Consider the following 26,584-nt stretch of genomic DNA (forward strand, 5'->3'; position numbering starts at 1 on the left):
TATTTTATAAAAAGACTTAGTACGTTTCTATAGCGCGATACGAAAGCTTGTTTAAACGTTGTACTTTTTTCTGTCTATATAAACAAACATTCAATAAATTAAGTTTCTGCAAACACTCAATATTTATGATTTCAAATTTTCATAATACGTCTTAGAGTGATTATTGATGCTAAGGTTTTCAATTTGTAATGTTGTGTGCTTGATATTGTGTTTATTTTCCAATAATTTAGAAACATTATTTATTACTTCATACGATTCAATCTCTGATTGACTACTCAGTACAACATGTGCACTCAAGGAAAAATGTTCTGTGGTTATGCTCCACAAATGAAATTCATGAACATCATCAATCCCTTTTATACTTTTCATGTCAGCAATCACTTTATCTGTATCGAACTTTTCAGGTACAGCTTCCATTAATACAAACCAAGCATTTCTAGCAATTTTCCATCCACCGCGTAATATAATTAAGGAAATAACGATACTGATGAGTGGGTCTATCATCTGCCATCCTGTTATGTGAATTAACACAACGGCAACGATAACACCGATTGAGTTTAATAAATCTCCCATGAAATGCCATAATGCGCTTTGAACATTAATATTGTCTTCCTGTTTTAAAGAACGTACAAGAATGATTGTCAATACGATATTAACGAATAAACCAATCGTGGCTATGATAACCATAACACCACTTTCAATTGGTTGCTGATAAATCATACGTTTAACTGCTTCATACAGGATCCATAATGAAATAATCATTAACGCTAAACCATTTAAAAAAGCAGCTAATATTTCTAGCCTCAGATAGCCAAATGTAAAACGTGACGTAGGTTTTTTCGTTGCAAAATATATCGCAACCATTGACAAACTTAATGCGATAACATCACTTAACATATGAAACGAATCAGATAACAATGCTAAAGAATTTGAAAGTACGCCACCAACAAACTCTACTATGGTAAATATCAGTGTAATAAAGAAAGTTATCCACAGTGTTAATTTAGAGTTTTGTTGCTTTTTCCGATGATCAACATGATGAAAATATTCTCTTCTACTCAATAACTTTAGCCTCCCATTTACTTTAGCTACTCTAAATTATACCCTCTCCCCCAAATAATTTATACTATTATTTTTAATTAAAATATATTTATTATTGAATTGTCTTGGTTTTATATAACCAAATTTTCCATAAACAATAGCTATAGCGCAATTAAACCATTCATTTTACTTATCCATTGAACAAATGTAAGCTAATTATGATATGCAAAAGGGAGGCAAATATATGTTAAAAGACAAAATTACAATCATTTCAGGTGCAGCGAGTGGCATTGGATTGGAAATTGCTAAGGTATTTTTAAATGAAGGTGCAAAAGTTGTATTTACCGATATTAATCAAGAAGCATTAAATCATGCAGTTGAATCATTTAAAGCAAATGGCTTTGATTGTATGGGTTTTACTGCTGATGTTTCTAATGAAAAAGATGTAGAAGCATTAGTAGATGAAACCGTAAAACAGTATGGCCAGATTGATATTTTAATTAACAACGCAGGTTTGCAAAACGTGGCAAATATTGAAGATTTTCCAACTGATAAATTCAAACAAATGATAGATATTATGCTAGTTGGTACATTTATTATGACAAAGCATGTACTTCCAATAATGAAGAAACAACAATATGGACGAATTTTAAATATGTCTTCGATCAACGGGCTCGTTGGTTTTTCTGGCAAATCTGCCTATAACAGTGCCAAACATGGCATCATTGGTCTAACAAAAGTTACAGCTTTAGAGGCAGCTGAAGATGGTGTGACAGTCAATGCAATCTGTCCTGGATATATCGATACACCACTTGTTCGAGGCCAAATGAACGACCTTGCCAAAACAAGAAATGTGAGTGTTGAACAAGTATTAGAAGAAGTATTATTCCCACTCATTCCACAAAAACAACTTGTGAATATTCAAGAAGTTGCTGACTATGCTGTGTTCATCGCTAGTGATAAAGCTCAAAGTGTCACTGGACAATCAATCGTAATTGATGGCGGCTATACAGCACAATAATTTTTAACAATAACAAAGACGATGACTTTACAAATTTTAAGTAAAGTAATCGTCTTTTTATACTATAAATCCAAATCAGTTTTGCAACGGTACAACTATATATTAGAGCATGCGCGAACATTACGCGCAGACAAACCGAAGACTAACCGTATGTGTTAAAGCTTGTGTTATCTATCTCGCCACTGTCAATTTTTATATAGGTTCATGAATTGAATACTGTTTTAACTAATCTAAGGTTACTTGACTCATTTAATTGTCAAAATGAGTCCCAACCATGTCATTATTTATAACCTTGTTACCTATTATATTTGAATCATTAATTAAGACATTTTAATAATAATTCTACCGGCATCGCCATTTGCTAATTGATCAAAACCTTTATTAATCTGATCTAATGAGATGACATCACTGATTAATGGATCAATATTAAGCCTGTTTTGACGATATAAGCTCACAAATCTTGGTATATCACGATCAGGAACACAACTTCCCACATATGAACCTTTAACCGTTCTCTCTTCAGCAGCTAAAGTTACTTGTGGAAATGAAAATTCTGCTTTTGGATCAGGTAAACCTGTGGTCACTGTTGAACCACCACGTTTTGTTATCGCATATGCTACTTGCATCGCAGGTACCACACCTGCTGTTTCAAACACGTATTCAGCACCACCTGTTACATATGCTTTAACATCATCAATCACATTTTCATCACTTGAGTTAAACACTGCTGTTGCACCTAAAGTTTTAGCAATTTCAAATTTGTCCTCGTTAATGTCTAAAGCAATAATTTCATTAGCACCAGCCAGTCTTGCACCTATTATGGCATTTAGTCCAATGCCTCCAAGCCCCACTACCGCTACGTTACTACCCGGCCTAATCTGAGCTGTATTTATAACAGCACCTATACCTGTAATGACAGCACAACCAAACACTGCTGCCCGTTCATAAGGAATTTCTGGATCTATTTTCACTATTGAATTTTCTGAGACAACAGCATATTCTGAAAATCCTGAAACACCTAAATGATGGTGTATGACATCTTTTTCTTTAGATAAGCGGAACCCACCTTCTATCATTTCACCCGTCTCATTGGAAGCTGCACCATTTTCACATAATGCAGGTCTTCCTTCACGACATGGTATACATTTACCGCAGCTAGGGATAAAAGTACAAACAACGTGGTCTCCAATTTCAAAATCACTAACGCCTTCACCTAATTCTATAATTTCACCTGCTGCTTCATGGCCAAGCGCCATAGGCATTGGTCTTGGACGGCTCCCATTAATCACTGACAAATCAGAATGACATAAACCCGCGGCATGAATTTTAATGAGCACTTCATTCTGTTTTGGGGCATCGAGGTTTAAAGTTTCTATTTTTAAAGGCTCCGTTTTTTCATAAGGCCCTTCAACTCCCATTTCATATAATACTGCTGCTTTTGTTTTCATTGCTTCACACATCCTTTATTCATAATAACCATCCGTAGATTTTCTAAAAGATTCAAATTGGTTACCATCATGTCCAAACCAAATTTCTGCATTCTTTTCTTGAGCAAGGCGCTTAATATATTCCACAGAATTTGCCCATCCAACTGAATCATAAAGAATACCAGGTGGTTGTAATTTAGGTTCCATACTTTCTTGTGTGTAAATGGCATCAGAAGCTAATATGAGTGTCCCTAACTCTTCAGTTTCAATTTCCAGTCCAATCATTCCCCAGGCATGTCCACTACCAAAGTTGAGTACTTTCACACCATCTACAAGGTTTAGATGTGCTTGATCTCGCGCTATAGTTTGCCAAGTCAAATCACTTTTAATCCAAGCGTCGATATCTGTCACTTTACCTGAAATCTGAGAATGATTTTACCTAGTAAATGAGAAAATGAAGTATTTATTTAGCTATATCATTTTGATAACAATACAAGCTTTCTAGACGCTGCAAGAAGCCTTCATTTGCATCGAGTAGTATTGAATCAAGGTTATTTATACGTTAATGATATATAAAAATATTTAGTATATTTATTTTCGTAAAATTGATTAGTTATTCTACTTGTGTTTATTCTATTGTCCCTCTAATTTATTGAGATAACGATAAATTGTTGTACGTGAAACTTGCCACTGCTCTGCAATTGTTTTAATGGGTGTCCCATTATCATAAAGTGTCTTAAGTAATTTCAAATCTTTTTTGTTTAACTTTTCTGGTCTACCTCCATATCTTCCTCTCGCACGTGCTGCAATTCGACCAGCTGAAGAACGTTCTAAAATTAAGTTGCGTTCAAATTCTGCAAATGCTGCGAATAAATGAAATAATAATTGTCCTGTAGAACTAGATTTATCCATCGTTATATTTTCTTCTAAACTATGAAAACTCACACCTCGTTCGTTAAGTTCATTAACTAATGTGATTAAATCCTCCATATTACGTCCTAATCTGTCCAATCTCCAAACAACAATCGTATCTCCAGATCTCGCAAATTCAATTGCTTTATCTAAGCCGGGTCTTTTACTTTTTGAACCACTTATATGGTCGTTAAATATCTTTTCACAACCGTATGCATTTAAGTGATCTTCCTGTAAATTCAAATTTTGTAATCCGGTTGAAACTCTTGCATAACCTATTTTCAAAATACACACCTCCTATATACGTATTCAGTGTACCATAACTTAATTTGAAGGTCTTTTGTGAACATAGATTTATTGTTGGGTTTTTGAACACACAAATCTATATAATCCTTACTTATTTAGACATAAAAACAGAGTGTCCAAAAAATGGTTATTTTCTGGACACTCTGTTTCATTTTCTCATTTACTAGGTAAAATCATTCTCATATATCAAGTAAAATGACATGTAAAATAACACTTATTGAAATGTTGCTTACTGTGAGCTGAATATTTAATCATTTATTATCACCTTTCTTCTTTCAATATATCGAAAGTTCTAAGGATTCTTGCAAGTTAGATATACTCACTATCCTGAATTTGCTAAAATCAATACTTCATTTTAAAATTGATTTGAATATAATATTGGAAATTTCAAAATTTCTTTAGGTGTTAAATTTTTTAACGGAGTGATTTCATGAAACGTAACATTGAATTATTAAAAAATATCATTGATACTTCTAATAGCATTACATTTTTCACAGGAGCAGGTATATCTGTTGCAAGTGGTATTCCTGACTTTCGTTCTATTGGTGGTTTATATGAGGAAATTTCAAAAAATGGTTACTCTCCTGAGTATTTATTAAGTGAAGCGTATTTCCAAAATGATCCAGAAGGCTTTATTAATTTTTGTCATGATTATTTACTCTTTGCTGACAAAAAGCCAAATATCGTTCATCAGTGGATTGCTCAACTTGAACAGCATCAACAATCACTGGGTGTCATCACTCAAAACATTGACGGCCTACATTCAGATGCCGGGAGTTCACACACAGATGAACTACATGGTACACTAAACCGATTTTATTGTATTAACTGTGTGCAAAAATATTCTAAACAATACGTTATTCATCATAACCTACGTCATTGTGAAACTTGTGGCAGTGCAATCAGACCAGATATCGTACTTTATGGAGAAATGCTAAATCAAGACACGATATTTGATGCTCTACATAAAATCAAATCAGCTGACACCCTAGTTGTTTTAGGTTCTTCACTGGTCGTTCAGCCTGCCGCCGGTCTTATATCAAACTTTGAGGGTCAAAACTTAGTTATTATTAACAGGGACCCTACACCTTATGATAGTGATGCAAATTTAGTAATACACGATGACATGGTTTCAGTCATTAATGAACTGTATGCAACATTGTAAATTTCCAAATAAATGAGTATGCGCGTATCGTTTAAAAAATAAAAAGCGTATCTACATGCATTATGCATGTAGATACGCTTTCTCTTTTTATAATTTCAATATTATTCAATTACTGGTTCTTCAAATTTAGCCAGCGTTGGTTTTGGCATAGAAATACCTTCTTTATTAAGGTAATGTAAAACTTCTTTACGCAATAATCTCTGACCTGGAAAATGCATACCTGGCTTTACATGTACTAATAATTTAATAATCATTTGATTGCCGTCGATACTGTCTAACCCTAATAAATCAGGTGCTGCAACAAACATATCATATTTATCTTTGAGTGTTGGTAAAAAGTCTAATAATTTTTTCTCTATCATTTCATAATCTTCTGATGGTGAAACGGGTATCATCACTAGTGGTGATACATCTGTTGCAGAGTAGTTTACAATTTCACTTATTGTTCCATTGGGTAAAGTATATATTTCACCTGTATCTGATTGTATGCGTGTTGATCTTAAACCAATTGTTTTAACTGTACCCTCTGCAATCGTCACACCAGACGCATTAATTTGCACATAATCACTCACGTCAAATTGTCCTTCAAATATAATAAAGAAACCGGTTATGATATCTTTGACAATTGTTTGTGCACCGAAGCCGACCGCTAGACCGACCACACCAGCACCGGCTAAAATTGCCGATACGCTTATCCCAAAGCGTGAAAGTATAGATGTGAGTACGATAAACCATACAACATAACTAATTAGATTTTGAACAAGTGTAGATAACGTCTCACTTCGTTTAATTTTATAATGTGTTTTTTTCTTTGCATTTGCTTTGAAAAATTTAGTCACTAATTTCTTCGCAATGGTAATCACAATAATACCTATCAAAATATATGCCACAATAATTAATATATTAACTAAAAGTGATTGATAAAATTCAACCTGTGTTAGTGGTTCAATCAACTTCATAAAAAATTGCTTCAATTGATTCATATTGTATTTCCCCCATTCTTAGCTCGCTATACGATTGCGTTACAATACATCAAATAGTAGTGATTTATTAAGAAATTGCTTTTCCCATTACAAAAGTTATCATACTTTAAATGTTATCTAAACCCTTGAAGGTTTTGAACAACTCACTTTAACTTAAAGTGACACTTTTATTTCAATATGCAGTCTAAAAGCAGGATAGACATCCGCTATCCTGCTTTATTTTGTGTGTATATAAATTATAGAAAACCTTTATTTTTAACATAGTTATAATTTCCATGAAACTTTTCAAAATTTTTATTTTTCAACAAATAAGTGACGCTAAATAGCTTATTAAGAAAGTATCTATCATGTGACACAGTAATGATGGTACCTTCATAATCCAATAAAGCTTCTTCAATTGTTTCTTTTGCATCTATATCTAAATGGTTCGTTGGTTCATCTAAAACTAGTAAATTATAATCACTATTTACTAGTTGCGCCCATCTAAGCCTGATTCTTTCTCCACCACTTAAATCATTAACTTTTTTAAAAACGTCTTTGCCATAAAACATAAAGTTAGCTAACATATGTCTAGCCTGACCTTCTGTTACATCCACCTTTTCTCGAAAAATATTTAATATAGTATCATTTTCAACTTCCTCAAACTCATGCTGAGAAAGATATCCAATTTTTAAATTGTTTGCAGTTTTAATTGAACCTTCATCTACAGAAACTTGTCCTAAAATCATTTTTAAAAGGGTTGATTTACCTGTTCCATTGTCACCAATAATAGCAACATGCTCACCTCTTCTAATCAACATATCCACATTTTCAAATAATAAAGAATCATATGCTTTAGCCACATTTTCCATTTCAATGACTTTGTTTGAAACACGTTTACCTTCTTCAAGCACTATGTTCATTTTTTGTGAATCTATCGTTGGCTTTTCCAAACGCTTGATACGATTTAAGGCTTTTTCCATACTTTTAGCCCGACGGTACATTGCAGCGTTGGGTGGTTTTGCTTGGCTCGCCCATAATTTTAATTGCTTAATGGATTCTTTCATTTTTTTAATTTTCTTTTGTTGTGTTTTATAAGCTTCAAATTCAACTAGTAACCTTTTTTCTCTCTCTTCAACAAAATATGAATAATTGCCATTATAACTATAAAGTTGCTTCTGATTTATTTCTATAATTTGCTGTACTGTTTCATCTAAAAAATAGCGATCATGCGAAACAATTACTGTAGCGCCTTCGTAATTCTCAATATAGTTAGCTAACCATTCGATAGAACTAAAATCAAGGTGATTCGTCGGCTCATCTAAAAGTAATAAATCTGTGGGTTTAATCAATATTTGCGCAATACCTACTTTTGTACGTTCTCCACCAGATAAATCTCCCCATTTTGATTCGAGCAAATGTTCTATATTTAAACCATTAGCTACTCTACGTATTTTAGCATCTATTTCATAACCATCATGCGCTTCATAATATGACTGTAATTCGCCATACCGAGACATTAAATTATCTATATTTTCCGTTTCATGACTCATTTTTTCTTCAATCACTTCAAGTTGGTCTGATATACGATTTAAAGTTTGAAACACAGATTGCAAACATTGATAAATGTTTTGATGTGATTCGTATTCAGGTATTTGGTTTAAATAACCAATCTTTAAATTTTTCTTCCAACTGATTACGCCTGATGATGGTTTTTCTATACCAGATAATAAATTCAATAAGGTAGTCTTACCTTCTCCATTTCTACCTACTAAACCAATAGTATCTCCAGCGTTAAGAGTAATTTTAATATCATCGAATAAAGTTTCTTCAATAAATCTTTTAGAAATGTTAGATGCGTTTAATATATTCATTTTACTTCCTCCATATCGTCTATAAGGAAGCAAAATTCAGGTGTCAGTTCCTTATAGACTGTTGATTAATTTCAAAAAAGACAGACTTCACCAATTTTGAAGTTAATCCTGAAAATTTGTTGCGAACGATTTGTAAAAATCTGCAACTTTGCGCTATAAGAAACATTACGACACCTCCTTTTATATAATCAATAAACATTTTACAATATTTTGTTTATTTTTTAAAGATTCATTTATATCACTTATTAATATGAATGCTCAATCGTAATAGAAATATCATTAATATTAATCATTTAATATTAAATTTTCACTATTTTTACTTCTAGATTAAACAAACAGTATGCTATATAATAAATGGATGTGTGTAATTTCAATCTTTTGGGGGGAGTATTTTGAAGAAATACCTATTATTAGGTCTATTGCAACGCTATTTATTGTATGTGTTCATCTATCTGTTTCATACATAAATAACGAAAACAGTCTTAGTATGACAATTATTGCAGGGTATCTTAGCCAGATTGGTCGGCTCGGCACTCCTGTTTTTGCAGTTATTAGTGCCTTTTTATTAACACATTCTGTCTTGAAACGCGGTTTTGATTTAAACTATTTTGTAAAATCACGATTTACTAAAATATTTGTACCATACATAATTTGGACAACTGTCTATTTATACTACTTAGGCGTTGTTGAGGTAAACCTAGATAGTAATAAAAACTTTATAGGATATTATTTATTTGGAACTGGAAATTACCATTTATATTTTATATTAACCGTTCTTCAGTTTTATATTTTATTTCCAGTCTTACAAAAAATTAAAAAAGGCTTACCATTACTGCTAACATACGTTTTCTCTACAATACTCACTATATTCTGGCAATTGAACTACGAACAATTTTCAATTGATATACCGGTCATAGGTACTTTTGTTATGAGTAGAGCGTTTATTTTCAATTGGATTTCTTATTTTATTTTAGGGATTGTATTCGCAAGATATTACGAGGAGATAAACATGGGTATTAGAAAATATAAAACCTTATTATTACCTTCTATTGTAGTCGTTTTTATTTCATTTTTAATATTTATTGATTTAGATCATTTCGTAACATCATCCCATCCAATGTTTTTACTATATACACCGTTTTTCTTAGCATTTTTAATTTATTTTTACCTTCTTATCAGAAAAAGTAAATCAATCATGAAAATACTAACTTTAATCGGTAATTACTCTATGGGAATTTATTTAGTACATCCTTTAGTAAAATGGATTGTAATGAAAATAGCAATTTTTGATAATAGGGATAGCTTTTTATTATACGGTATTTTATTTATTATTATAGTTACTATATCTGTAATAATCATTAATTTGCTTATTAAAATTCCGAATGGAAACTATATCGTTCCAGTGCCTAAAAAGTCCAAAATCGTAAGTAATCAAACTAAATATTTTATTCGTGAGGCAACGCATTAACTTAACTAATTCCAATAATTTTTTATAACAAAGAGGCTACTATAAACCAATACTTTCGGTTATTTAGTAGCCTCTTAAATATATTCATTACTTCAATATTACGATATTACTTCAATAAAATCTTTGTTTGCTGTTAAGTAATTTCCTTCTTGTGTGACTAATCGTGGTGTTGATTTATTAGTATAGACAATATTAGCTATGTTAATCGTATCTCCAACTTTAAGTGTTTCTAGTGGTTCATTTTTAAATGTTCTAGAGTTATACAACTTACAAACTTTTTTAATTTTAACCTCACTAGGAACCTCTGTAATATATTTGTGATGGTCATCCATGTTAATCTGTGTTACAAAATCTTTATTAGCAGTGATCACACTACCGTCTTCAAGAATTAATCTAGGTGTACCATTCGATGTGAACTGAACGTCTGTCGGCACCACTTTCGTACCTGGATTTAAGCTCACGAGCTGTTCTTTAAATTCAATGTCACGATATACATTTGTTTTTTTAAGCGTCATCAATGGTTCTGAAGCCGTTAAGAAATATTTCCCTTTGTATTTTTCTCTCAATTTATTGACGAACTCTAACTTAAAGCTTTGTCGTTTCATTTTATAAATTTCATTATTACTTGGGTAAGAAGCGTAAACCAAGGCGATATCATTCATTTCACCAAATTCGACACCGAGGTTAACATCTATCTCTTTCGCTTGCTTAAATTGTTGCTGATGAATATAAATGTTTTTATCTTTATACACATAATCGACATGATACGCGTTCGCTGAGTTATTAATTTCAACTAATTTCACACCATTGATTTGTATATTTTCCGGTTTCAATACTTTAATCACTTCATATAATTCACCATTTAGCATTTGCGTCCCTTCATAAACTGGATAACAACGCACAGGTGTGGGTTCTAAAACATCATAATTACCATCAATTTCCATGTAAATCGCATCTTTATTTATATAATAATGCCAATAACCATAAACAAGTGCTTCTGTAAGGTTTAAAAAGGGTTCTTTATCTTCTTGATGGTATAAAGTATACATAGCTATGAATTTTTTATTGTTAATAAATTCCTTCATATGATAACCAGATTCATTTAGTATATGTTCTACTTCGTCAAAAATAGCATAGAACGTTTGCTTATCATCAGATTTTAAAAACGTTTTTGTATGCAACAACCTTCTAAAAAAGTCTACTTCCACCATTCTAGATAACATCATCTTTTTCAGAGATTCAGATATATCCATATTACAAATGCGCTTGGTTATATTCACATTCAAATAAGCTTTATCTACCACTGAAGTCTCTTTCACAAGTGATTGATTCTCATCGTATCTATTCACATGATAAGCAGGTATCGTAGACATTGTAATATTTTGAATCTTAGAAATAAGATCAATGAAAAATAATTTGTCCTCACCAAATTTCATATGTTCAAATTGAATCTGATTATTAATTACAATATCGCGTTTGAATACTTTGCCCGGTGGCCCTACTGCTCGAAAAATTTTTTCAATATCTTGTGGCATCAGATTTGATGCATCTTTATATGCTGTGAATCTAGCATGATATGTAATGCTTTTATTTGTATGTTTGAAAGTTTGTCCTAAGCCTAACTCTGCATCATCTGCATTTACTTTCTCCATAAATCTAGGAAATCCTTCTGTATCTAACCAGTCATCAGCATCCAATAAGGCGATATATTTGCCCTTCGCCTCTTTAATACCTATATTTCTTGGTTCTGAAGGACTACCTGTATTCGTTGGTAACTGAATTAATTTTATAAAATCATACTGACTAGCATAACTTTCAATCATTGCTACCGAATGATCTGTAGAACAATCATCGACAAAAATTGCCTCTAATTTTGAGTGTTCCATACTTAAATTGATTAAAGATTCAATGCATTTTTTTAAGAATGGTTCCTTATTATAGACCGATATAATAACCGAGACTAATTTATTCATTCAATTCTCCCCTTTTTTAATCCACTAGATTGTTTTTATAACTTTGATAAAACTTGTCATACTTAACATTCCCGATGCCACCCACTATATATTTACCTAGTTTGAACTGGTTAAACACATAAGCAATACACATTGAGAACGTAATTGTCAGCGTAAATGTGAATAGTATATTGAATATAGGATGATCGTGCAATGTCCCTAACCTATGAACAATAAAGTAATGAATTAAGTATATTGAAAAAGAATAATTGCTAATTAAGATGAAAAATTTCGGTACATATTTAACATAAGATGATATTAAAAAGAAGATTAAAATCATCATAGTTACATAAATCGGTGTGTCAATACGCTTAGAATCCACTAGTGTTAGCCAGCCCGATAAATAATTGATTAACGTTATAACTATCACAATTGTAGTTCCTAACACAATGTATTTCGTATATTTTTGTATATTAGACATCAGTGCTTCGTAATAATAACCCATATAAAAACCTAGCAAGAAATAACTAAGCCAACCTATGAAAATCATCCAACCTTCTCGTTGCCATAACCAATTTAAATACCAAACTTCAGGTGCATCGACAAACGTTCTCATAGCCCAAAATAAAGTCGTAACGATTAACGAATATGCGATTAATTTTAATGGGTTAAGTTTTACTAAGTGTTTCGCGAATAACATATGTAAAGCATAAAATTGGAAGATAATAATAATGAAATACGTCAGCGTGCCACCATGAAACATCATAAATTGAACAGAATCTAAGTATTCCGTTAAATTACTAGGATGCCCGTAGACATACGCTAAACCTAAGTTAATGATGATATATGGAATTCCTAATGTCAGCAACTTCTGTTTCACAAAACCTTCTTTAACCTGTGTCTTATAATGTTTGGCTAATAAAAACTCAGAAATAAAAACAAACATTGGTGTTGCGTATAATAATAGTAATTGAAAAGTTCTTAATAAATAGCCATCATTAGGCATTTCAAATTTATAAAATGTTGTAGTAATTGTATGAATCATCACAATACTTAGACAAGCAATTGCTCTCATCCAAAAAATAATTGATGTATATACTTTCATAATTGCGCTCCTCTTTAGATTATCTATGTATATGTAAATTTTCGCAAACTTAAATGCGTTATTTAACGTGAAATAACGTGAATTATATTACAATGTTTTTTTGAATTCAAACATTTCTTTGTTTTTGAAATCTATAATAACGCTACATTCTATATCCTTATACAATTTTATAAATATATATTTGATTACAATTAGTGTTTTTCTGCAGAATATCAAAAGATTTAGACTTCCCTTAGACTACTCATCAATGAATCTTACTAAATATATAAAAAACCCCAATACGTATACATACGCATTGAGGTCCTTACCTTATTAAAAGAAATATACTTATTAAAATTAAAAACTTGAAACGTGCTACTTTATCAATTTATTCACTTTCGTATACTTAATTTTCTGAATAGACTTGCTTGATTGCATCATTGAGTGCTTCGGCAAAGTCATACATTGTGGTAGTCCAATTTTCTATTTTTTTACGTGACGCTGTGCTAGCGTCTCCATCTTTGAAAAATGCTTTTCTTAAAGCAGTCGTTAACTCTAATTGAACACCTGTGCTTTCCTCTACTTTATTGATAAAATTGGCATTACTCAGTCCACCAAGGTATTCTGGCGGTATCTTCACTACAAACCCTTTATGTTCAAGTTGACTTTGAATAGCATCTCTAAGGGGTGATTGATAACCACCTAAGTATACGAGCTGTTCTTCTCCTTGAGCACCATGAATTGAAATTGTAGCCGTTCGGTCTTGAATCATGTCATGCAAAGTTGCATCATCATAATTTGTAGATGTGACATGCAATTGTGTATTATTAGATGGACGTATCGCTTCAAATGAAAAATAATCAAAATCACCATTGTTCGCCACTAATTTTGTTAATTCTGAAGTACCTTGTTCAATATTTCCGCCATGTGGTGCCACGATCAACACTGATTTCCCAACATCTCGCGTATCTTTCTTCCAGTCTATACCTTCTTTCGTATCATTATATAATTCTGTCATAGATTTATAGTAATCCTGTTTACGCGTTGCATTTTGTGTATTTGTCCCTGTTTCTGTAGTTGGTTTTACTGCTTCTTGGGACTGCAATGTCATATCTTGAGCGTTGGTATTTTCGAATTTCGGAGTTGCTATGTTTTGGAATTCTTCATTTGTTTTGACTGGTGCTTTGATTATTGTACTCGGTTGCACTGGTGCAGATGTTGTAGGCACTGTCGATGATGTGTTTGGTTTTGTAGACGGCGACATCGATGTACTTGGAGTCTTAATTGGTGTCTGGGTCATCGTTGATTTACTCGATGTCTTTACTGGAGTTGTTTGTGTCTTTGTCGATGTTTTTGTTGATATTGCCGAGGTCTTTATTGTTGAGCTTGGTTTCTTCACCATTGTTGAGGTAGGTGCTTTTGTTGTTGTGTTGGATTTCTTTATCGTTGTTGGTGTCGATACCTTTGTCACTGTGCTTGGCTTCTTCATTGTTGGCGTCGCTGGTTTGGACGCAACAGGCGCTTTAATCGTCGTTGTTGAAATAGCTTTGCTGACTGGTTTTTTTACAGGTACTGACTTCTTCGTCACTGGTGCTTTTTGAGCTGTGAGTTTTACTATTGCTTGTGGTTTTTTAGTCGTTACATTTGTAGTAGCTTTAGTCGTCGATGTTTTTACCATTACAGGTTTTACTGTTTTCACCGTTGTAGATGGTTTAGTTGTCGCAGGCACAGGTTTTGTTGTTTTCGTTACCTTTTGTGATTTTACTGTTGAAGTACTTGCATGTGCATTTTCACTCACTAAAGCAATCGTGCTAATCCCAATAGCAGTCGTTACAATCCCTAACACTAACTTCTTACTAGAAAAAGTACGTATATTCGTTTTCATTTTCATTCTTTTCCCCTTAATGTTTTCTATAATTTCAATAATACACAATATTTTTTCAAATACAATAATTAAATTAATGTTTAATCGAAGCTTAAGAACTTATAAATTTAGTAAAATCATATAGCAATAAAGTAAAAAGTTACTTAATTACAAGTATATATCAAAACATTTTACCGAGCCAACGACTATTTTAATATATTGTTCTCATTAGCAAAAATGTATTGCCATACACAAAAGAAAAAGTATATAATATTGAAGAAATAATCACACTTTTACTTTTTACACAATAGAAAACAGGGGGACAGATTAAGTGCATAAACCATATTGGGCAATAAAATATATTTCTGCTATCATTACTACAGCTCTGATAGTTTGCTTGGGGATAATATTTCATGTTGATAAAGTGGAAGCTGCTGAAAAAATTACTGATATAGATTATACAGTTAACCATAAAGTAACTAAAAAATCTCCAATAGCAACAAATGAGACAAAAAAAATCAATACAATTAATGAAGTAAAAAATACTATAATAGTAAATAACAAAAATTTAAAAGCACAACAAAATGAAGTTCAAATTCCTAAACAAGGCACTAAATTACAATACAATAATAAAGATATAAGTGTAAAAAAATCAGTTAAAAATGGTGTTTCACAAGGTACTCCGAATGTAATTTCAGGTAAAAATGTGCAACCATTATCAAAAACTATCAAAGTACAATCACCTTCACCAATTAAGCAAAAAAGAAAACTAGCAAAACAACCAATCATTCAAAATAAAAACAAGACACAAGCTATTATGCCCACTGACAAAAATCAAAAAGTAAATACAGCTATTAAACAAAAACAAAGTGGATTATCAAAAGCAAAAGTTCGAGTAGCTCAACATACTTCTTCTAAGCGTACATCAAAATCTATAAAACCACAGCTACTATCAAGCTCAACTAAGGTAGCAAAAAAAAAAACGAATAAGACTAAAGTAAATAAAAATAAGAAATCACAAACCTTATCTGCAACAGCAAAAAAACAGCAAGTGAAGCCATCAATTAAGCAAACAAAAGCATCTAAAAGTGTAAAAGTTATTCCAAAAACAACTAAGAAAACTATAAAAAACAGCAACTACTATAATCAAGCGCCTAAAGCATGGTCATCAAAGATACCAGGCAGTAATAATGTGCGAGATTTTGGTCAAACTACTAAAGCATCCGGCATCAATGATGCATTAAAAATCATGAAAAAATCTGGCAATAAAGGGGTTACTTTAGAACATACGACTGCGAAAACAGCCAATATTGCAACCGTATTTAATTGGAATCCTATTAAAAAAACACTGACTTATGGCACTGGAACTGCAATTGGTAAACATACCATATTAACAGCTAATCACGTCATCAATAATCCAGAAGCACATAAACCAATGTCACCATCTTCAATTCAAAACCTAAGAGTGAACTTGCTACAAGAAGGTTCAAGTTACACACGCTCACTCAAAGTAGTTGGTGTGAAGATGATGCAATTTGGTGATGTCGCATTATTATATACAAAAGAAGATATTTCGAAGTATATGAAAATACGTAAAATTGCTCCTGAAAAATCGATTACCAATATCAAAGCTAATACACCTATTCACATGTATCATTATGGATTACCAACTGGAAAATTCAAGAATGATCCTATGGGTACGATGTATCATTCTAAGGGTAAATATTCCCTCATGGCTCGTAACATCAATCCAATGGGCTACTATCAAATGATGGCTGAACCAGGTTCTTCAGGAGGCGCCATTTTAAATAGTAAAAATGAAATTTTAGGTATCCATGCTTTTAGAATTGATTCAGGTGATTATAAAAAATACCATCTAAATACGATGGCAGAATTAAGAAGTAAATTACGCAAAGAAGTTATTCAAAACATTATCTAAGCTATTTAATAAGCATCTTCACTTATTGTTGAGGGTGCTTTTTTTAATCCTTTTCAAATTTTAAACAGACTTATCTATTTGATAAGTTGCAGTTCATTTAGACAAAAGTTGCTTTTTATATACTTTCAGCCCACATCATTTTTCCAATTCACAGATGAAAGTAAATGATTTTTATTATAAATAGGAAAGCGGAGAACAAAAAGCTAAATATATTTTTGAAAGCCTGGCTGATGACGTTTTTGATTATATCCATACAACTGAATATAAAGCTTAAGAAGCTACTTTCAAGGATGATTCACGCTCTTAGCTGCACTCGCCAATCATACTTCACCTCAAAAATTATACGCAAATAAGAAATTAATTGAATTCGAAATAGATGAAATCTTAATACTCTAAAAGTTCCACTGTTTGATTTACTATCAATTTTGTAACGAACGTTCACCATAGGATTATTATGCTAGACAAATCAAAGAAGGATTAAGCAACTCATGATTGCTTAATCCTCAAATTTTATATTAGTTCTGATTAAAGTATTCGTAACATTTTAATCAGAACTACCGTTTTTAATTAAATGACTTTAATTTTTCTTTCTTCTAGAAACGGTAAGTATTATACCACCGATTAACGCTATTATACTCGCAAAAAATCCAGTATTATTTGTTTCACCTGTATTAGGCAATTGTTTCTCTCTCGTTGTATTAGTTGATGCTGAAACCTTTGTTGTATTTACCGTGCTTGATACATTTGATGTATTTAATGTATTAAGTTTATTAGGTGGATTCGACGCAACTGATGTACCTGGTGTATTTGGTGTATCCGGTTTATCCGGTGTATTCGGTTTATTTGGTGTATCTGGTGTATTTGGTGTATCCGGTGTATCTGGTGTATTTGGTGTATCCGGTTTATCTGGTGTATTCGGTTTATTTGGTGTATCTGGTGTATTCGGTTTATCCGGCGTATTTGGTGTATTCGGTTTATCCGGCGTATTTGGTGTATCCGGTGTATTCGGTTTATTTGGTGTATCTGGTGGTGTCGGATCTTTCTCATACGGTACTGGTGTATCCTTCGATGGATCCTTTGGATCCGTTATCGATGGTGGAATGTATCCTCTTTCTGGATGGTCTGGATCTACTGGAACCAATGGGTTCCCACTTGGATCTTTTGGTGTATAACCTGGAATATACGGTAATGGTGGATTATCTGACGGTTCTTCTGGCGTCTCATCATATCCTACCGGCGGTTGTTCTGTGCCTGGTTTACTTGGGTCATACGTGTCTCCTGCTTTTTCTGGAATATGTGGAATATATTTACCTAATTCTTTATAAATGTACGTAACAGACGTTGTTCCTTCTACAACTTTTCCTGTTTCATGATCCCCTTCTTTTACTTTTGTGAAGAAATACTTTTTACCATCTTTTTTAATGAATTTCGGCTTGTTGTCTGTTGTATCATACGCTGTATCTATGTTTGAGTTCGATGTATCCTCGACAGATTCTTTAATCGGATTTCCTGCTTCATCGACATAATTCACCACGACATTACCTTGTTTCACTTCTGGTGTCGGATCTTTCTCATACGGTACTGGTGTGTCCTTTGATGGATCCTTCGGATCCGTTATCGATGGTGGGATGTATCCTCTTTCTGGATGGTCTGGATCTACTGGAATCAATGGATTTCCACTTGGATCTTTCGGTGTATAACCCGGAATGTATGGTAATGGTGGATTATCTGACGGTTCTTCTGGTGTTTCATCATACATTACTGGTGGCCTATTTGTGCCTGGTTTATTTGGATCATAAGCGTCTCCTGGTTTTTCTGGAATATATGGAATATATTTACCTAATTCTTTATAAATGTACGTAACAGACGTTGTTCCTTCTACAACTTTTCCTGTTTCATGATCCCCTTCTTTTACTTTTGAAAATAAATATAACTTCCCATCTTTTCCAATGACTTTCGGTTTGTGGTCTGTTGTATCATATACTGTATCTACGTTTGAGTTCGATGTATCCTCAACAGATTCTTTAATCGGATTTCCTGCTTCATCGACATAATTCACCACGACATTACCTTGTTTCACTTCTGGTGTTGGGTCTTTCTCGTACGGTACTGGTGTATCCTTCGATGGATCCTTCGGATCCGTTATCGATGGCGGGATGTATCCTCTTTCTGGATGATCTGGATCTACTGGAATCAATGGATTTCCACTCGGATCTTTCGGTGTATAACCTGGAATGTATGGTAATGGTGGATTATCTGACGGTTCTTCTGGCGTCTCATCATATCCTACCGGCGGTTGTTCTGTGCCTGGTTTATTTGGGTCGTACGTGTCTCCTGGATTTTCTGGAATATGTGGAATATATTTACCTAATTCTTTATAAATATATGTGACAGATGTTGTGCCTTCTACAACTTTTCCTGTTTCATGATCTCCTTCTTTTACTTTTGAGAAGAAGTACTTTTTACCATCTTTTTCAATAAATTTCGGTTTATGGTCTGTTGTATCATACGCTGTATCTACGTTTGAGTTCGGTGTATCCTCTACAGATTCTTTAATCGGATTTCCTGCTTCATCAAGATAGTCAATAACGACATTACCTTGTTTCACTTCTTCGTAAACGTAAGTAACCGTCTTCGTTCCTACTTGTATTTTACCTATTGGTGCGTCTGATGTAGTTAAGTGACCCTGATCATCTACTTTACCTATTGTATAAGTACCTGCTGAAACAAGTTTATAAATTTTTCCATTTTTTTCAATTGTCACTGGACGATTGTCTATTACAGTATCATAATCTGTTCCTGCTAACCCATCTTTAACATCTTCAACTGAAGCTTTTAGTTCATTACCCTCTGTATCAACATAAGCAACAACTACATCTCCTTTTTTGGTGATATAATAGTATTCGACAGTATCTGGATACTCAAAGTTATTCGAAATATCAAAAGTTCTTCCATTATCATATCGAGAATTAGTTACTTCACCCTTTTTCAGTCTCACAATAGAGCTAGACGTTGCATCTCCTCCATCATAATCTGAAACAGATATAGCTACATTTGATGGTAATCCATTTTTTTGGAAACGGAATTTTTGGAATATTACTTTACCTTCCAAACCGAGTTGTTGATATCTCCCTTCAGATTCACCACCTACAATTTTTTCTCTAAATTCATAACCATTAGGATTTTTTTCAAAATCATAATTCATATCTGGAAGATTGTTAGCTGCTATTCTTCCTTTATCTACACTACTGCCATTCACTGGATCAAATGTATCTGGTGCTTTGGCATAAGTAAACCACACTTCACTTTCTACAGTACTTTTATTATCAAGGATTTTATCTTTACGATACATTGTGCCACGGCTAGTTGTCGCTTTGCTATATCGAACATTACCAACTATTTTAGAAGATTGTTTGTTAATTTTTCCATTTTGATTAAGCGGTGCTCTTGTGCTATCTAATGCGTATCCATCAATTTCTGGAGGTTCTGTTGTATAAGCACTCTTTGTCCATCCATACTGTGTGTATGGTGGCGCAATTTCTCTACCTTGTTCATCATAATAATATGTTGTCTGGCCTTTCCAATGTGGTAACACAATTGAATAACTCACAACCTCACCCGTTACCAATTGTGCAGAACTGCCGTAGATAGGAAGGAAATTGGACGGTTCATTTCCATCGATTTTATTTAACCTGTAAGAAAATCCATTCTTTTTTGCAACTATATTTAAAAAAGTCACTTCATCGAGTTGAATATCACTAGGTGTAATGGTCTTGATATCAATCTCTTTTATTAAAGTTACTTTATCTTTGTCAAATACCGTAACGAAGAACTTTGTGGGTGCACCTACGTGATCTACATCCTCTTTTCTAACAGAAAATACATATTGTTTGTCACCACTTTTACCTCTTCTAGCCACTTCGAACGTATATTGTTTGGGATCTGTTGCTTTATGAATTTTATGTGTCACCTTATTATTAGTTGGAAGATCAGAGTTAACACTATAGCCTTCTGCAGGAGGTTGAGATAAACTTTCATCGGCTCTTCTAAACATGCTATTTGAATCATATGACTCTGAGATGTCACGTTTTTTTATAGATTTAGGTTCCATATTTGACGATATACGCTCGACTGTTGATACATCTTTTTGACTTTCCGTAGTTTTTAGCACCTCTTTTGAAGGTACATTTTCTAATCTTGAAGTGTCTTTTTGGTTTTCTGATATTTCTGGTATTTCTTTTGAAGACGTGTTCTCTGATTTGGAAACGTTTACTTGATTCTCTGTTGCTTCCGTTATTCCTTTTGTATTTACATTCTCTACTTTTGGAGTGTCTATTTGATTCTCTATTGCTTCTGGTGTTTCTTTTGAAGATGTATGCTCAGGTTTTGAAGCATCTGTTTGATTTTCTGATGTTTCCAGTGCTGATTTCGAGGACACTTTTTCTGCTTTTGAAACGTCGCCTTGGTTTTCTGATGCTTCTGGTGCTGCTTTTGAATCTATGGTTGCGCTATCTACAGTCAAAGAAGGTTTTCCATCAATTTCAGCAGCGGACACATCATTTGTTGTACCAACAAATAATATAGCGCCTATTAAAACACTAACTGCACCAAAATGGTATTTTTTGATTGAAAAACGTTGTTTCTGTTCGTGTTGTTTGAAAATTTTCATTTTCTTTTCTCCTTCCTTATATAAAACTTACTTATATCTTAATATCACTCCATTCAATTGTCCACAATGATTTATATTTATTCTTTAAAAAATTCGGACATTTATTATTTATTTAAAATAAAATCAAAGAATTTAAAATTTATAGCGTGATATAGCAGTGTGAATTGCTTTTAAAGACTGATTTAATTCCAAAAAGTTACTATATTTACAAAATAACGCGCTAAAAATTTCATGAATTTGTCGGAAATAGCAATGGCTTTACTGATTGTCATCAATTCATTAGTACTGGCGATTTAATATAAAAAAAGAACTAAACCCTTATGGGCTAGCTCTTTTTTATTTAAATACTATTTATTTTTCTCTTTAATTTCTAATAAGTGCAGTAGTTGACTAGAGTGATTTAGTAAAATACGACATTGAATTATTGCCCAATAATTATTTTAATTAAATAACCATCTTCATCAAAGAATCCCTTATATGAACCGCCATTATTTGTATAAAATGGAACCATTGTCTCATCTTCTAATTCTGAAGCATCATCGTCTTTATCCATGTTAGATTCATGTGCTTTTATAAATTCTGATTTAGTTACAGATTTGGGTTTCGTTTTAAAGCTCATTTGGATAACTTCGTCTTTATCGTTAAAATCTATCGTTGTATCGTAAATTGTTTTGCTATAGGCATAATCTTTATTTGCTTTAGGGTCTACTATATATCCATTGATAGTTGCATTGTCATATTTCATAGCTCTAACGAAATTATAATCTAACGTAAATGTTGGATCGTATGTCGTATAGCCTTCATACTTATACCATGGTGTTTGTGATTGTAATTTTGAAACACTCTGATTATTCATACTTTCTCCACCACTTGAACCGCCTTCACCACTACCCCATTTTTGAACTTGTTCCGCTGCTTGCACGTCATTAGTTATCGTCGAAAAATACGTTGCTGAGGATCCTATTACAAGTGTTGATACAACGGCCGTCGTCGATAATAATCTAGTTACTTTACGCATAATCAATCACCCCTTTAGTATTGAGTACCGCTTGGCTTTAGTTATTTAAACTCCATTCAAGTGGAACAATCTCTAAATTAGTAACGATTTCTCAATTTCCCATCAAATGATTGCGATTGGCAACCACACTTATGCTTCTATTTACGATGTTTGAACTAAATAATAATGACAAGTCGCTATATCATGACAATCATTTAACAGTCGTTTGAAATTATCACTCCTACGATTTGGCATAGGTTAAATACATGGTGTAATTATTCACTTTCATCATACATTATATCTTATTAAATGCAAGTATATATAATATTTCGATGGAAGATGACTAACAATGCATATTCATTATTTGTGGGTTTTTATCTCCTTTTAATTTTCACGTAATTATCCATATATTTAAGATTTAAAAGTTATTAACGATTCAATTACCTCTTTACAACCATCACATAAACATTCAAGTAATTATAAATTGTACAATATTGTTGACGATATATGTAAATGATATAGTTAAAGTGTATTTTAATATTTTTCAAACTGAAAATAACGAAGGAGCGTATTTCGATGTATAAGATAGGCATAGCAGGAGCTGGCGCAATGGGTGGACGAATTGGTGTATCCATAAAAGAAGCTGGCTATGATGTTACACTTATTGATAATTGGGAAGCACACGTCAAACGTATTAATACAGATGGTATGGACATTAAAACAGAAACGGATAACTATTCAATCAACATCCCAGCAGTATTAACAAAAGATGTTTCAACTGAGTTTGACCTTATCATTATCTTGACCAAGGCTATGCACTCTGAAGCAATGTTACAACAATTACAAGAAGCTGGTTGCATCCATCAAAATACAGCTATAATGAGTATGATGAATGGCTTAGGTCATGAAGAACGACTATCACAAATTGTTCCTTTATCCCAAATTTATCTAGCAGTAACGATGTGGACTGCAGGTCTACGTGGACCAGGACAACTGTTACTAGAAGGTGAAGGATCTATATATTTACAAAGCGCAGACGGTGAAACCGATGACCATACGCATGCTATACTTCAAATTCTCAATGATGCAAATTTGAATGCCCAAATTAGTAGTAATGTATTCGAAGCAATATGGTCTAAAGCTACATTAAATAGTGTGTTAAATCCTTTATGCACGATATTAAACAAAACGATTTATGAATTTGGTAATTATCCGGCTTCAGCTGAAATGGTTATGCCTATCATTGAAGAAATTGTCGCAGTTGCTAAAGCAAAAGACATTCACTTAGACAGTCATGCACTATTAAAAAAAGTTGAAGCAGCTTATCCAAAAGAGGCACAGGGCCTTCATTATCCATCAATGCATCAAGATTATTCAAACGGACGTTTAACTGAAATAGATTACCTTAATGGACAAATAGCTGCTTATGGAAAAACATTCAACATACCTACACCCATTAATGCTATGCTCACCCATCTTGTACATCAATTAGAGTCAAAATTACAATAACTACAAAAGACAAATTTAATTATTATTATGCTATCGACGAAGTGTTTCTCAGCACTTCGTCTTTATTTTGTGTTCAATACTGAATCAGGTAAGTATTTAAATAAAAATAGAGTTGCAGGACGACTAAATTTTTAGTTTCTGCAACTCTGACTATTCTTCACTTATGTGGTTGTTAAATATCGTATTTCTCTAAAATTGCGATGTAAGTAAAAATGAATACTTGCGATATATAACGTGATAAAGTTCAACATAACAATTTCAATACACACTTAATATAAACGGTAGCGTATAGTGACGGCATACAACCCGATGACTTACCGCTCTATATTTCGATAAAATTATCACTTGTCATATCATAACTAAAAGCGAGTTTAATTATCATCTTTATTAATACGAACACGATCAATCGGGTCACCAAGTTTTTCATTACCTTGTGGTACATGGTATGTTAATACTTCAATATAATCCTTCGTGATATTCACTTTCGTATAAGCAGGTTGGTTATCCTGTATTGATTTAACTGCATAATCCTTTTTTCCATCTAATTCATAGAATTTGCTGCCACTAGCAGAGTTTAATGTTACATAAATTGTACCGTTGGGATTTGAATATGTTTGTGGTGCTGCGCCATTTTCATCCCATTTTACTTGAGCATCTTTACCATTCATAACATGTGAACGACTATAAGAATGGTCGTGTCCACCTAATACTAAATCAACATTGTACTTTTTCATCAACGGCGCAAATTTGTCACGTCTGATTTTTGTTGCTAATTTATCAGAATGTTTACCTGCTGAATATGGATTTCTGTGAGTGAGTGCGACAATCCACTTGGGATTTTGATCTTTAGTATCTGCAATCGCACGTTTCATCGTCTCTTCGTGCCCTTTATAATCCAAACTCTCAGAATTCAAACTGACAAAAAGTGTATCATTGTGCGTAAAATAAAAATCAGAACTCGCTAGATTTTTACCACCATTTTGCAAATTAGGAAGATTAAAATGTTCGGAATAAGCTTTATTGGCACGATCATGATTACCTAAAGTAGGTACAACTGTGAAATTTTCCATCCCTTTTGCTTCTATAAAACCACTATATGCCTTTTCATCCCAAGGCAAATTGACTTGATCTCCCAAGCTCATTAAGAAATCTGGATTTTTATTTAACTGTGCCATTTGATTCACAGTATTTTGCCATCCTGCATTATCCGCTACTAAATCTCCTGAAGCACCTAGTTGTGGATCGGCGACTGCGATAAAATTCGTTTCTCCATTATTATTCGTATCAAAACGACGTATCGGGGATTTTTCTCCATTAACACCGTTAAAAAAGCGATACATGTATGTTGTATTTTCCTCTAAATGAGGTAGCGTTGCATGGGTATAATTCATTTTTGGTATATCTTTATTTAACAAGCGTTTTGTATTGCTACCCTTATGTGTTTCTCCTTCAAGACGTCTTGCATTAGAAAAATCACCCTGCTCATTTGCTTCTGCAATTTCCACATAACCTTGCTCGTCGGATTCATGATACCAAGTTAAATTCTTTTCTGTGTTATCTTTGCCAATCGTCATGATCGCATAACGATGGTCATTAGATTGTGTTTGTTTTGTAGTTGTTTTTTTATTATTTGATTCTTGGATAGTACGCTCAGTGTTATTTTGTTGGGGTGAATGATTTTGCTGATTTGTATTCTTTATTGTAGCCGCTTCATCTGATGGTAACGATTTGTTCGACTTATGATTATCTTCTGTTGTTCCTTTATCTAATTGTTCTTCTTTGGGCTGTTGCTCTGAAGTAGCATCATCAGTTTTACCCGCTTCATTTTCCCAGTGTTGATTATTTCCTGGGTTATACTGATTGGACGTTGATTGATTTGGTAACTTTAGTTGTTCTTTCGCTGCTATATATGATTCTTTTTGTTGTTGGTTATCAGAAGATTGTATATGTTTATTACTTTCATCTTGTTGCTTATATGTAATTTGTGTATCTTGATCTACTTCCTCGTCGGCATTTTTAGAAGAAGTTAAATTTTGATTATTATTTGCTTTTGACTGTGCCTTTGTATCATTTTCTGCATCTTCCTGATCATCACCCTCTATGTTAGCTACTTTATTAGTAGGTGATTCTGTTTCCAACACTTTATCTGAAGTTTGTGGCACATTATTCTCATTTTGTTTCATTTCATGGGTTGTTGCTGCTGTTGTTTTTTGTTGATTCTCTAATTCCGATGCACTAGCATCTTGTGTCCCTACAAAAATACCTGCCGCTGACATCGTAAATATGATACTCGAGGTGCTTTTTTTCATAAAATAACGCCACTCCTATCTATTTTTTAAGTTACCAATTCATATTGATTACCACGAACGTAACAAAATAGTATTAAGTTCAAAT

General features: G+C 32.9%; 16 protein-coding genes and 1 pseudogene. 5 read left to right on the top strand and 12 right to left on the bottom strand.

Annotated features, from left to right (window positions below; translation table 11 throughout):
• Positions 1–123: 123 nt before the first annotated feature.
• Complete coding sequence (locus tag KA824_RS00535; protein ID WP_181187291.1) at positions 124–1,062, bottom strand: cation diffusion facilitator family transporter; 939 nt, start codon at positions 1,060–1,062, stop codon at positions 124–126.
• Positions 1,063–1,285: 223 nt separating this feature from the next.
• Between KA824_RS00535 and KA824_RS00540 the strand changes: the two genes are divergently transcribed.
• On the top strand, positions 1,286–2,062 hold the full coding sequence (locus tag KA824_RS00540; protein ID WP_107383502.1) for a 3-hydroxybutyrate dehydrogenase: 777 nt from the start codon (positions 1,286–1,288) through the stop codon (positions 2,060–2,062).
• A gap of 320 nt (positions 2,063–2,382) precedes the next feature.
• Here the strand turns inward: KA824_RS00540 and KA824_RS00545 are convergent, their stop codons facing one another.
• From KA824_RS00545 to KA824_RS00555, 3 genes and pseudogenes are all read right to left on the bottom strand, one after another.
• Positions 2,383–3,510, bottom strand: coding sequence for a zinc-dependent alcohol dehydrogenase family protein (locus KA824_RS00545; protein ID WP_107383503.1), 1,128 nt, complete (start codon positions 3,508–3,510; stop codon positions 2,383–2,385).
• Between the two features lie 15 nt (positions 3,511–3,525).
• Positions 3,526–3,894 (bottom strand): annotated as a pseudogene (locus KA824_RS00550) (MBL fold metallo-hydrolase); the annotation flags it as partial.
• A 228-nt stretch (positions 3,895–4,122) separates the two neighbouring features.
• Positions 4,123–4,686, bottom strand: coding sequence for a recombinase family protein (locus KA824_RS00555; protein ID WP_181187292.1), 564 nt, complete (start codon positions 4,684–4,686; stop codon positions 4,123–4,125).
• Between the two features lie 451 nt (positions 4,687–5,137).
• Between KA824_RS00555 and KA824_RS00560 the strand changes: the two genes are divergently transcribed.
• The gene (locus tag KA824_RS00560; protein WP_107523593.1) at positions 5,138–5,872 is read left to right on the top strand and encodes an NAD-dependent protein deacylase; all 735 of its coding nucleotides are present in this window, start codon (positions 5,138–5,140) and stop codon (positions 5,870–5,872) included.
• A gap of 101 nt (positions 5,873–5,973) precedes the next feature.
• Here the strand turns inward: KA824_RS00560 and KA824_RS00565 are convergent, their stop codons facing one another.
• Both KA824_RS00565 and abc-f read right to left on the bottom strand, forming a co-directional pair.
• Positions 5,974–6,855 carry a mechanosensitive ion channel family protein gene (locus KA824_RS00565; RefSeq protein WP_040030475.1) on the bottom strand — a complete coding sequence of 294 codons (882 nt, stop codon included), beginning with the start codon at positions 6,853–6,855 and terminating at the stop codon, positions 5,974–5,976.
• A 236-nt stretch (positions 6,856–7,091) separates the two neighbouring features.
• A complete protein-coding gene (gene abc-f, locus KA824_RS00570) occupies positions 7,092–8,708 on the bottom strand; it encodes a ribosomal protection-like ABC-F family protein (protein WP_181187293.1) in 1,617 nt (538 codons plus the stop codon).
• Positions 8,709–9,066: 358 nt separating this feature from the next.
• Here abc-f and KA824_RS00575 point away from each other — a divergent pair, with 358 nt between their 5' ends.
• Positions 9,067–10,176, top strand: a complete 1,110-nt coding sequence (locus tag KA824_RS00575; RefSeq protein WP_181187312.1) for an acyltransferase — start codon at positions 9,067–9,069, stop codon at positions 10,174–10,176.
• A 98-nt stretch (positions 10,177–10,274) separates the two neighbouring features.
• On the opposite strand, the gene KA824_RS00580 is transcribed toward KA824_RS00575, so the two are convergent.
• The 3 genes from KA824_RS00580 to KA824_RS00590 form a co-directional block, all read right to left on the bottom strand.
• Positions 10,275–12,149 carry a glycosyltransferase family 2 protein gene (locus KA824_RS00580; protein ID WP_107523699.1) on the bottom strand — a complete coding sequence of 625 codons (1,875 nt, stop codon included), beginning with the start codon at positions 12,147–12,149 and terminating at the stop codon, positions 10,275–10,277.
• A 16-nt stretch (positions 12,150–12,165) separates the two neighbouring features.
• Complete coding sequence (locus KA824_RS00585; protein WP_107523700.1) at positions 12,166–13,233, bottom strand: acyltransferase family protein; 1,068 nt, start codon at positions 13,231–13,233, stop codon at positions 12,166–12,168.
• 385 nt (positions 13,234–13,618) lie between these two features.
• Positions 13,619–15,097 (bottom strand): poly-gamma-glutamate hydrolase family protein, encoded by a 1,479-nt coding sequence (locus KA824_RS00590; protein ID WP_419109983.1) that lies wholly within the window; start codon positions 15,095–15,097, stop codon positions 13,619–13,621.
• Between the two features lie 310 nt (positions 15,098–15,407).
• On the opposite strand from KA824_RS00590, the gene KA824_RS00595 reads away from it, so the two are divergent.
• Entirely contained in the window at positions 15,408–17,015 is a 1,608-nt protein-coding gene (locus tag KA824_RS00595; protein WP_107523463.1) for a trypsin-like serine peptidase, read from the top strand.
• A 577-nt stretch (positions 17,016–17,592) separates the two neighbouring features.
• Here the strand turns inward: KA824_RS00595 and KA824_RS00600 are convergent.
• Positions 17,593–21,684: a MucBP domain-containing protein gene (locus KA824_RS00600; RefSeq protein ID WP_181187294.1), complete on the bottom strand. Its 4,092-nt coding sequence runs from the start codon at positions 21,682–21,684 to the stop codon at positions 17,593–17,595.
• Positions 21,685–22,105: 421 nt separating this feature from the next.
• Positions 22,106–22,702, bottom strand: coding sequence for an immunodominant staphylococcal antigen IsaB family protein (gene isaB / locus KA824_RS00605; RefSeq protein WP_181187295.1), 597 nt, complete (start codon positions 22,700–22,702; stop codon positions 22,106–22,108).
• Positions 22,703–23,257: 555 nt separating this feature from the next.
• Here isaB and KA824_RS00610 point away from each other — a divergent pair.
• Entirely contained in the window at positions 23,258–24,190 is a 933-nt protein-coding gene (locus tag KA824_RS00610; RefSeq protein ID WP_181187296.1) for a ketopantoate reductase family protein, read from the top strand.
• 371 nt (positions 24,191–24,561) lie between these two features.
• Here the strand turns inward: KA824_RS00610 and KA824_RS00615 are convergent, their stop codons facing one another.
• The gene (locus KA824_RS00615; RefSeq protein WP_181187297.1) at positions 24,562–26,499 is read right to left on the bottom strand and encodes a metallophosphoesterase; all 1,938 of its coding nucleotides are present in this window, start codon (positions 26,497–26,499) and stop codon (positions 24,562–24,564) included.
• Positions 26,500–26,584 lie beyond the last annotated feature (85 nt).

Source organism: Staphylococcus sp. GDY8P198P (assembly GCF_017891615.1).
GTDB classification, from domain to species: Bacteria; Bacillota; Bacilli; order Staphylococcales; family Staphylococcaceae; genus Staphylococcus; species Staphylococcus cohnii.

Bases quoted from the DNA above. Each gene is read 5' to 3' on its own strand.
- KA824_RS00585 (WP_107523700.1), bottom strand. From the start codon at position 13,233: ATGAAAGTATATACATCAATTATTTTTTGGATGAGAGCAATTGCTTGT.
- KA824_RS00545 (WP_107383503.1), bottom strand. From the start codon at position 3,510: ATGAAAACAAAAGCAGCAGTATTATATGAAATGGGAGTTGAAGGGCCT.
- isaB (WP_181187295.1), bottom strand. From the start codon at position 22,702: ATGCGTAAAGTAACTAGATTATTATCGACGACGGCCGTTGTATCAACA.
- abc-f (WP_181187293.1), bottom strand. From the start codon at position 8,708: ATGAATATATTAAACGCATCTAACATTTCTAAAAGATTTATTGAAGAA.
- KA824_RS00615 (WP_181187297.1), bottom strand. From the start codon at position 26,499: ATGAAAAAAAGCACCTCGAGTATCATATTTACGATGTCAGCGGCAGGT.
- KA824_RS00540 (WP_107383502.1), top strand. From the start codon at position 1,286: ATGTTAAAAGACAAAATTACAATCATTTCAGGTGCAGCGAGTGGCATT.
- KA824_RS00600 (WP_181187294.1), bottom strand. From the start codon at position 21,684: ATGAAAATTTTCAAACAACACGAACAGAAACAACGTTTTTCAATCAAA.
- KA824_RS00590 (WP_419109983.1), bottom strand. From the start codon at position 15,097: ATGAAAACGAATATACGTACTTTTTCTAGTAAGAAGTTAGTGTTAGGG.
- KA824_RS00560 (WP_107523593.1), top strand. From the start codon at position 5,138: ATGAAACGTAACATTGAATTATTAAAAAATATCATTGATACTTCTAAT.
- KA824_RS00610 (WP_181187296.1), top strand. From the start codon at position 23,258: ATGTATAAGATAGGCATAGCAGGAGCTGGCGCAATGGGTGGACGAATT.
- KA824_RS00575 (WP_181187312.1), top strand. From the start codon at position 9,067: ATGTGTGTAATTTCAATCTTTTGGGGGGAGTATTTTGAAGAAATACCT.
- KA824_RS00580 (WP_107523699.1), bottom strand. From the start codon at position 12,149: ATGAATAAATTAGTCTCGGTTATTATATCGGTCTATAATAAGGAACCA.
- KA824_RS00565 (WP_040030475.1), bottom strand. From the start codon at position 6,855: ATGAATCAATTGAAGCAATTTTTTATGAAGTTGATTGAACCACTAACA.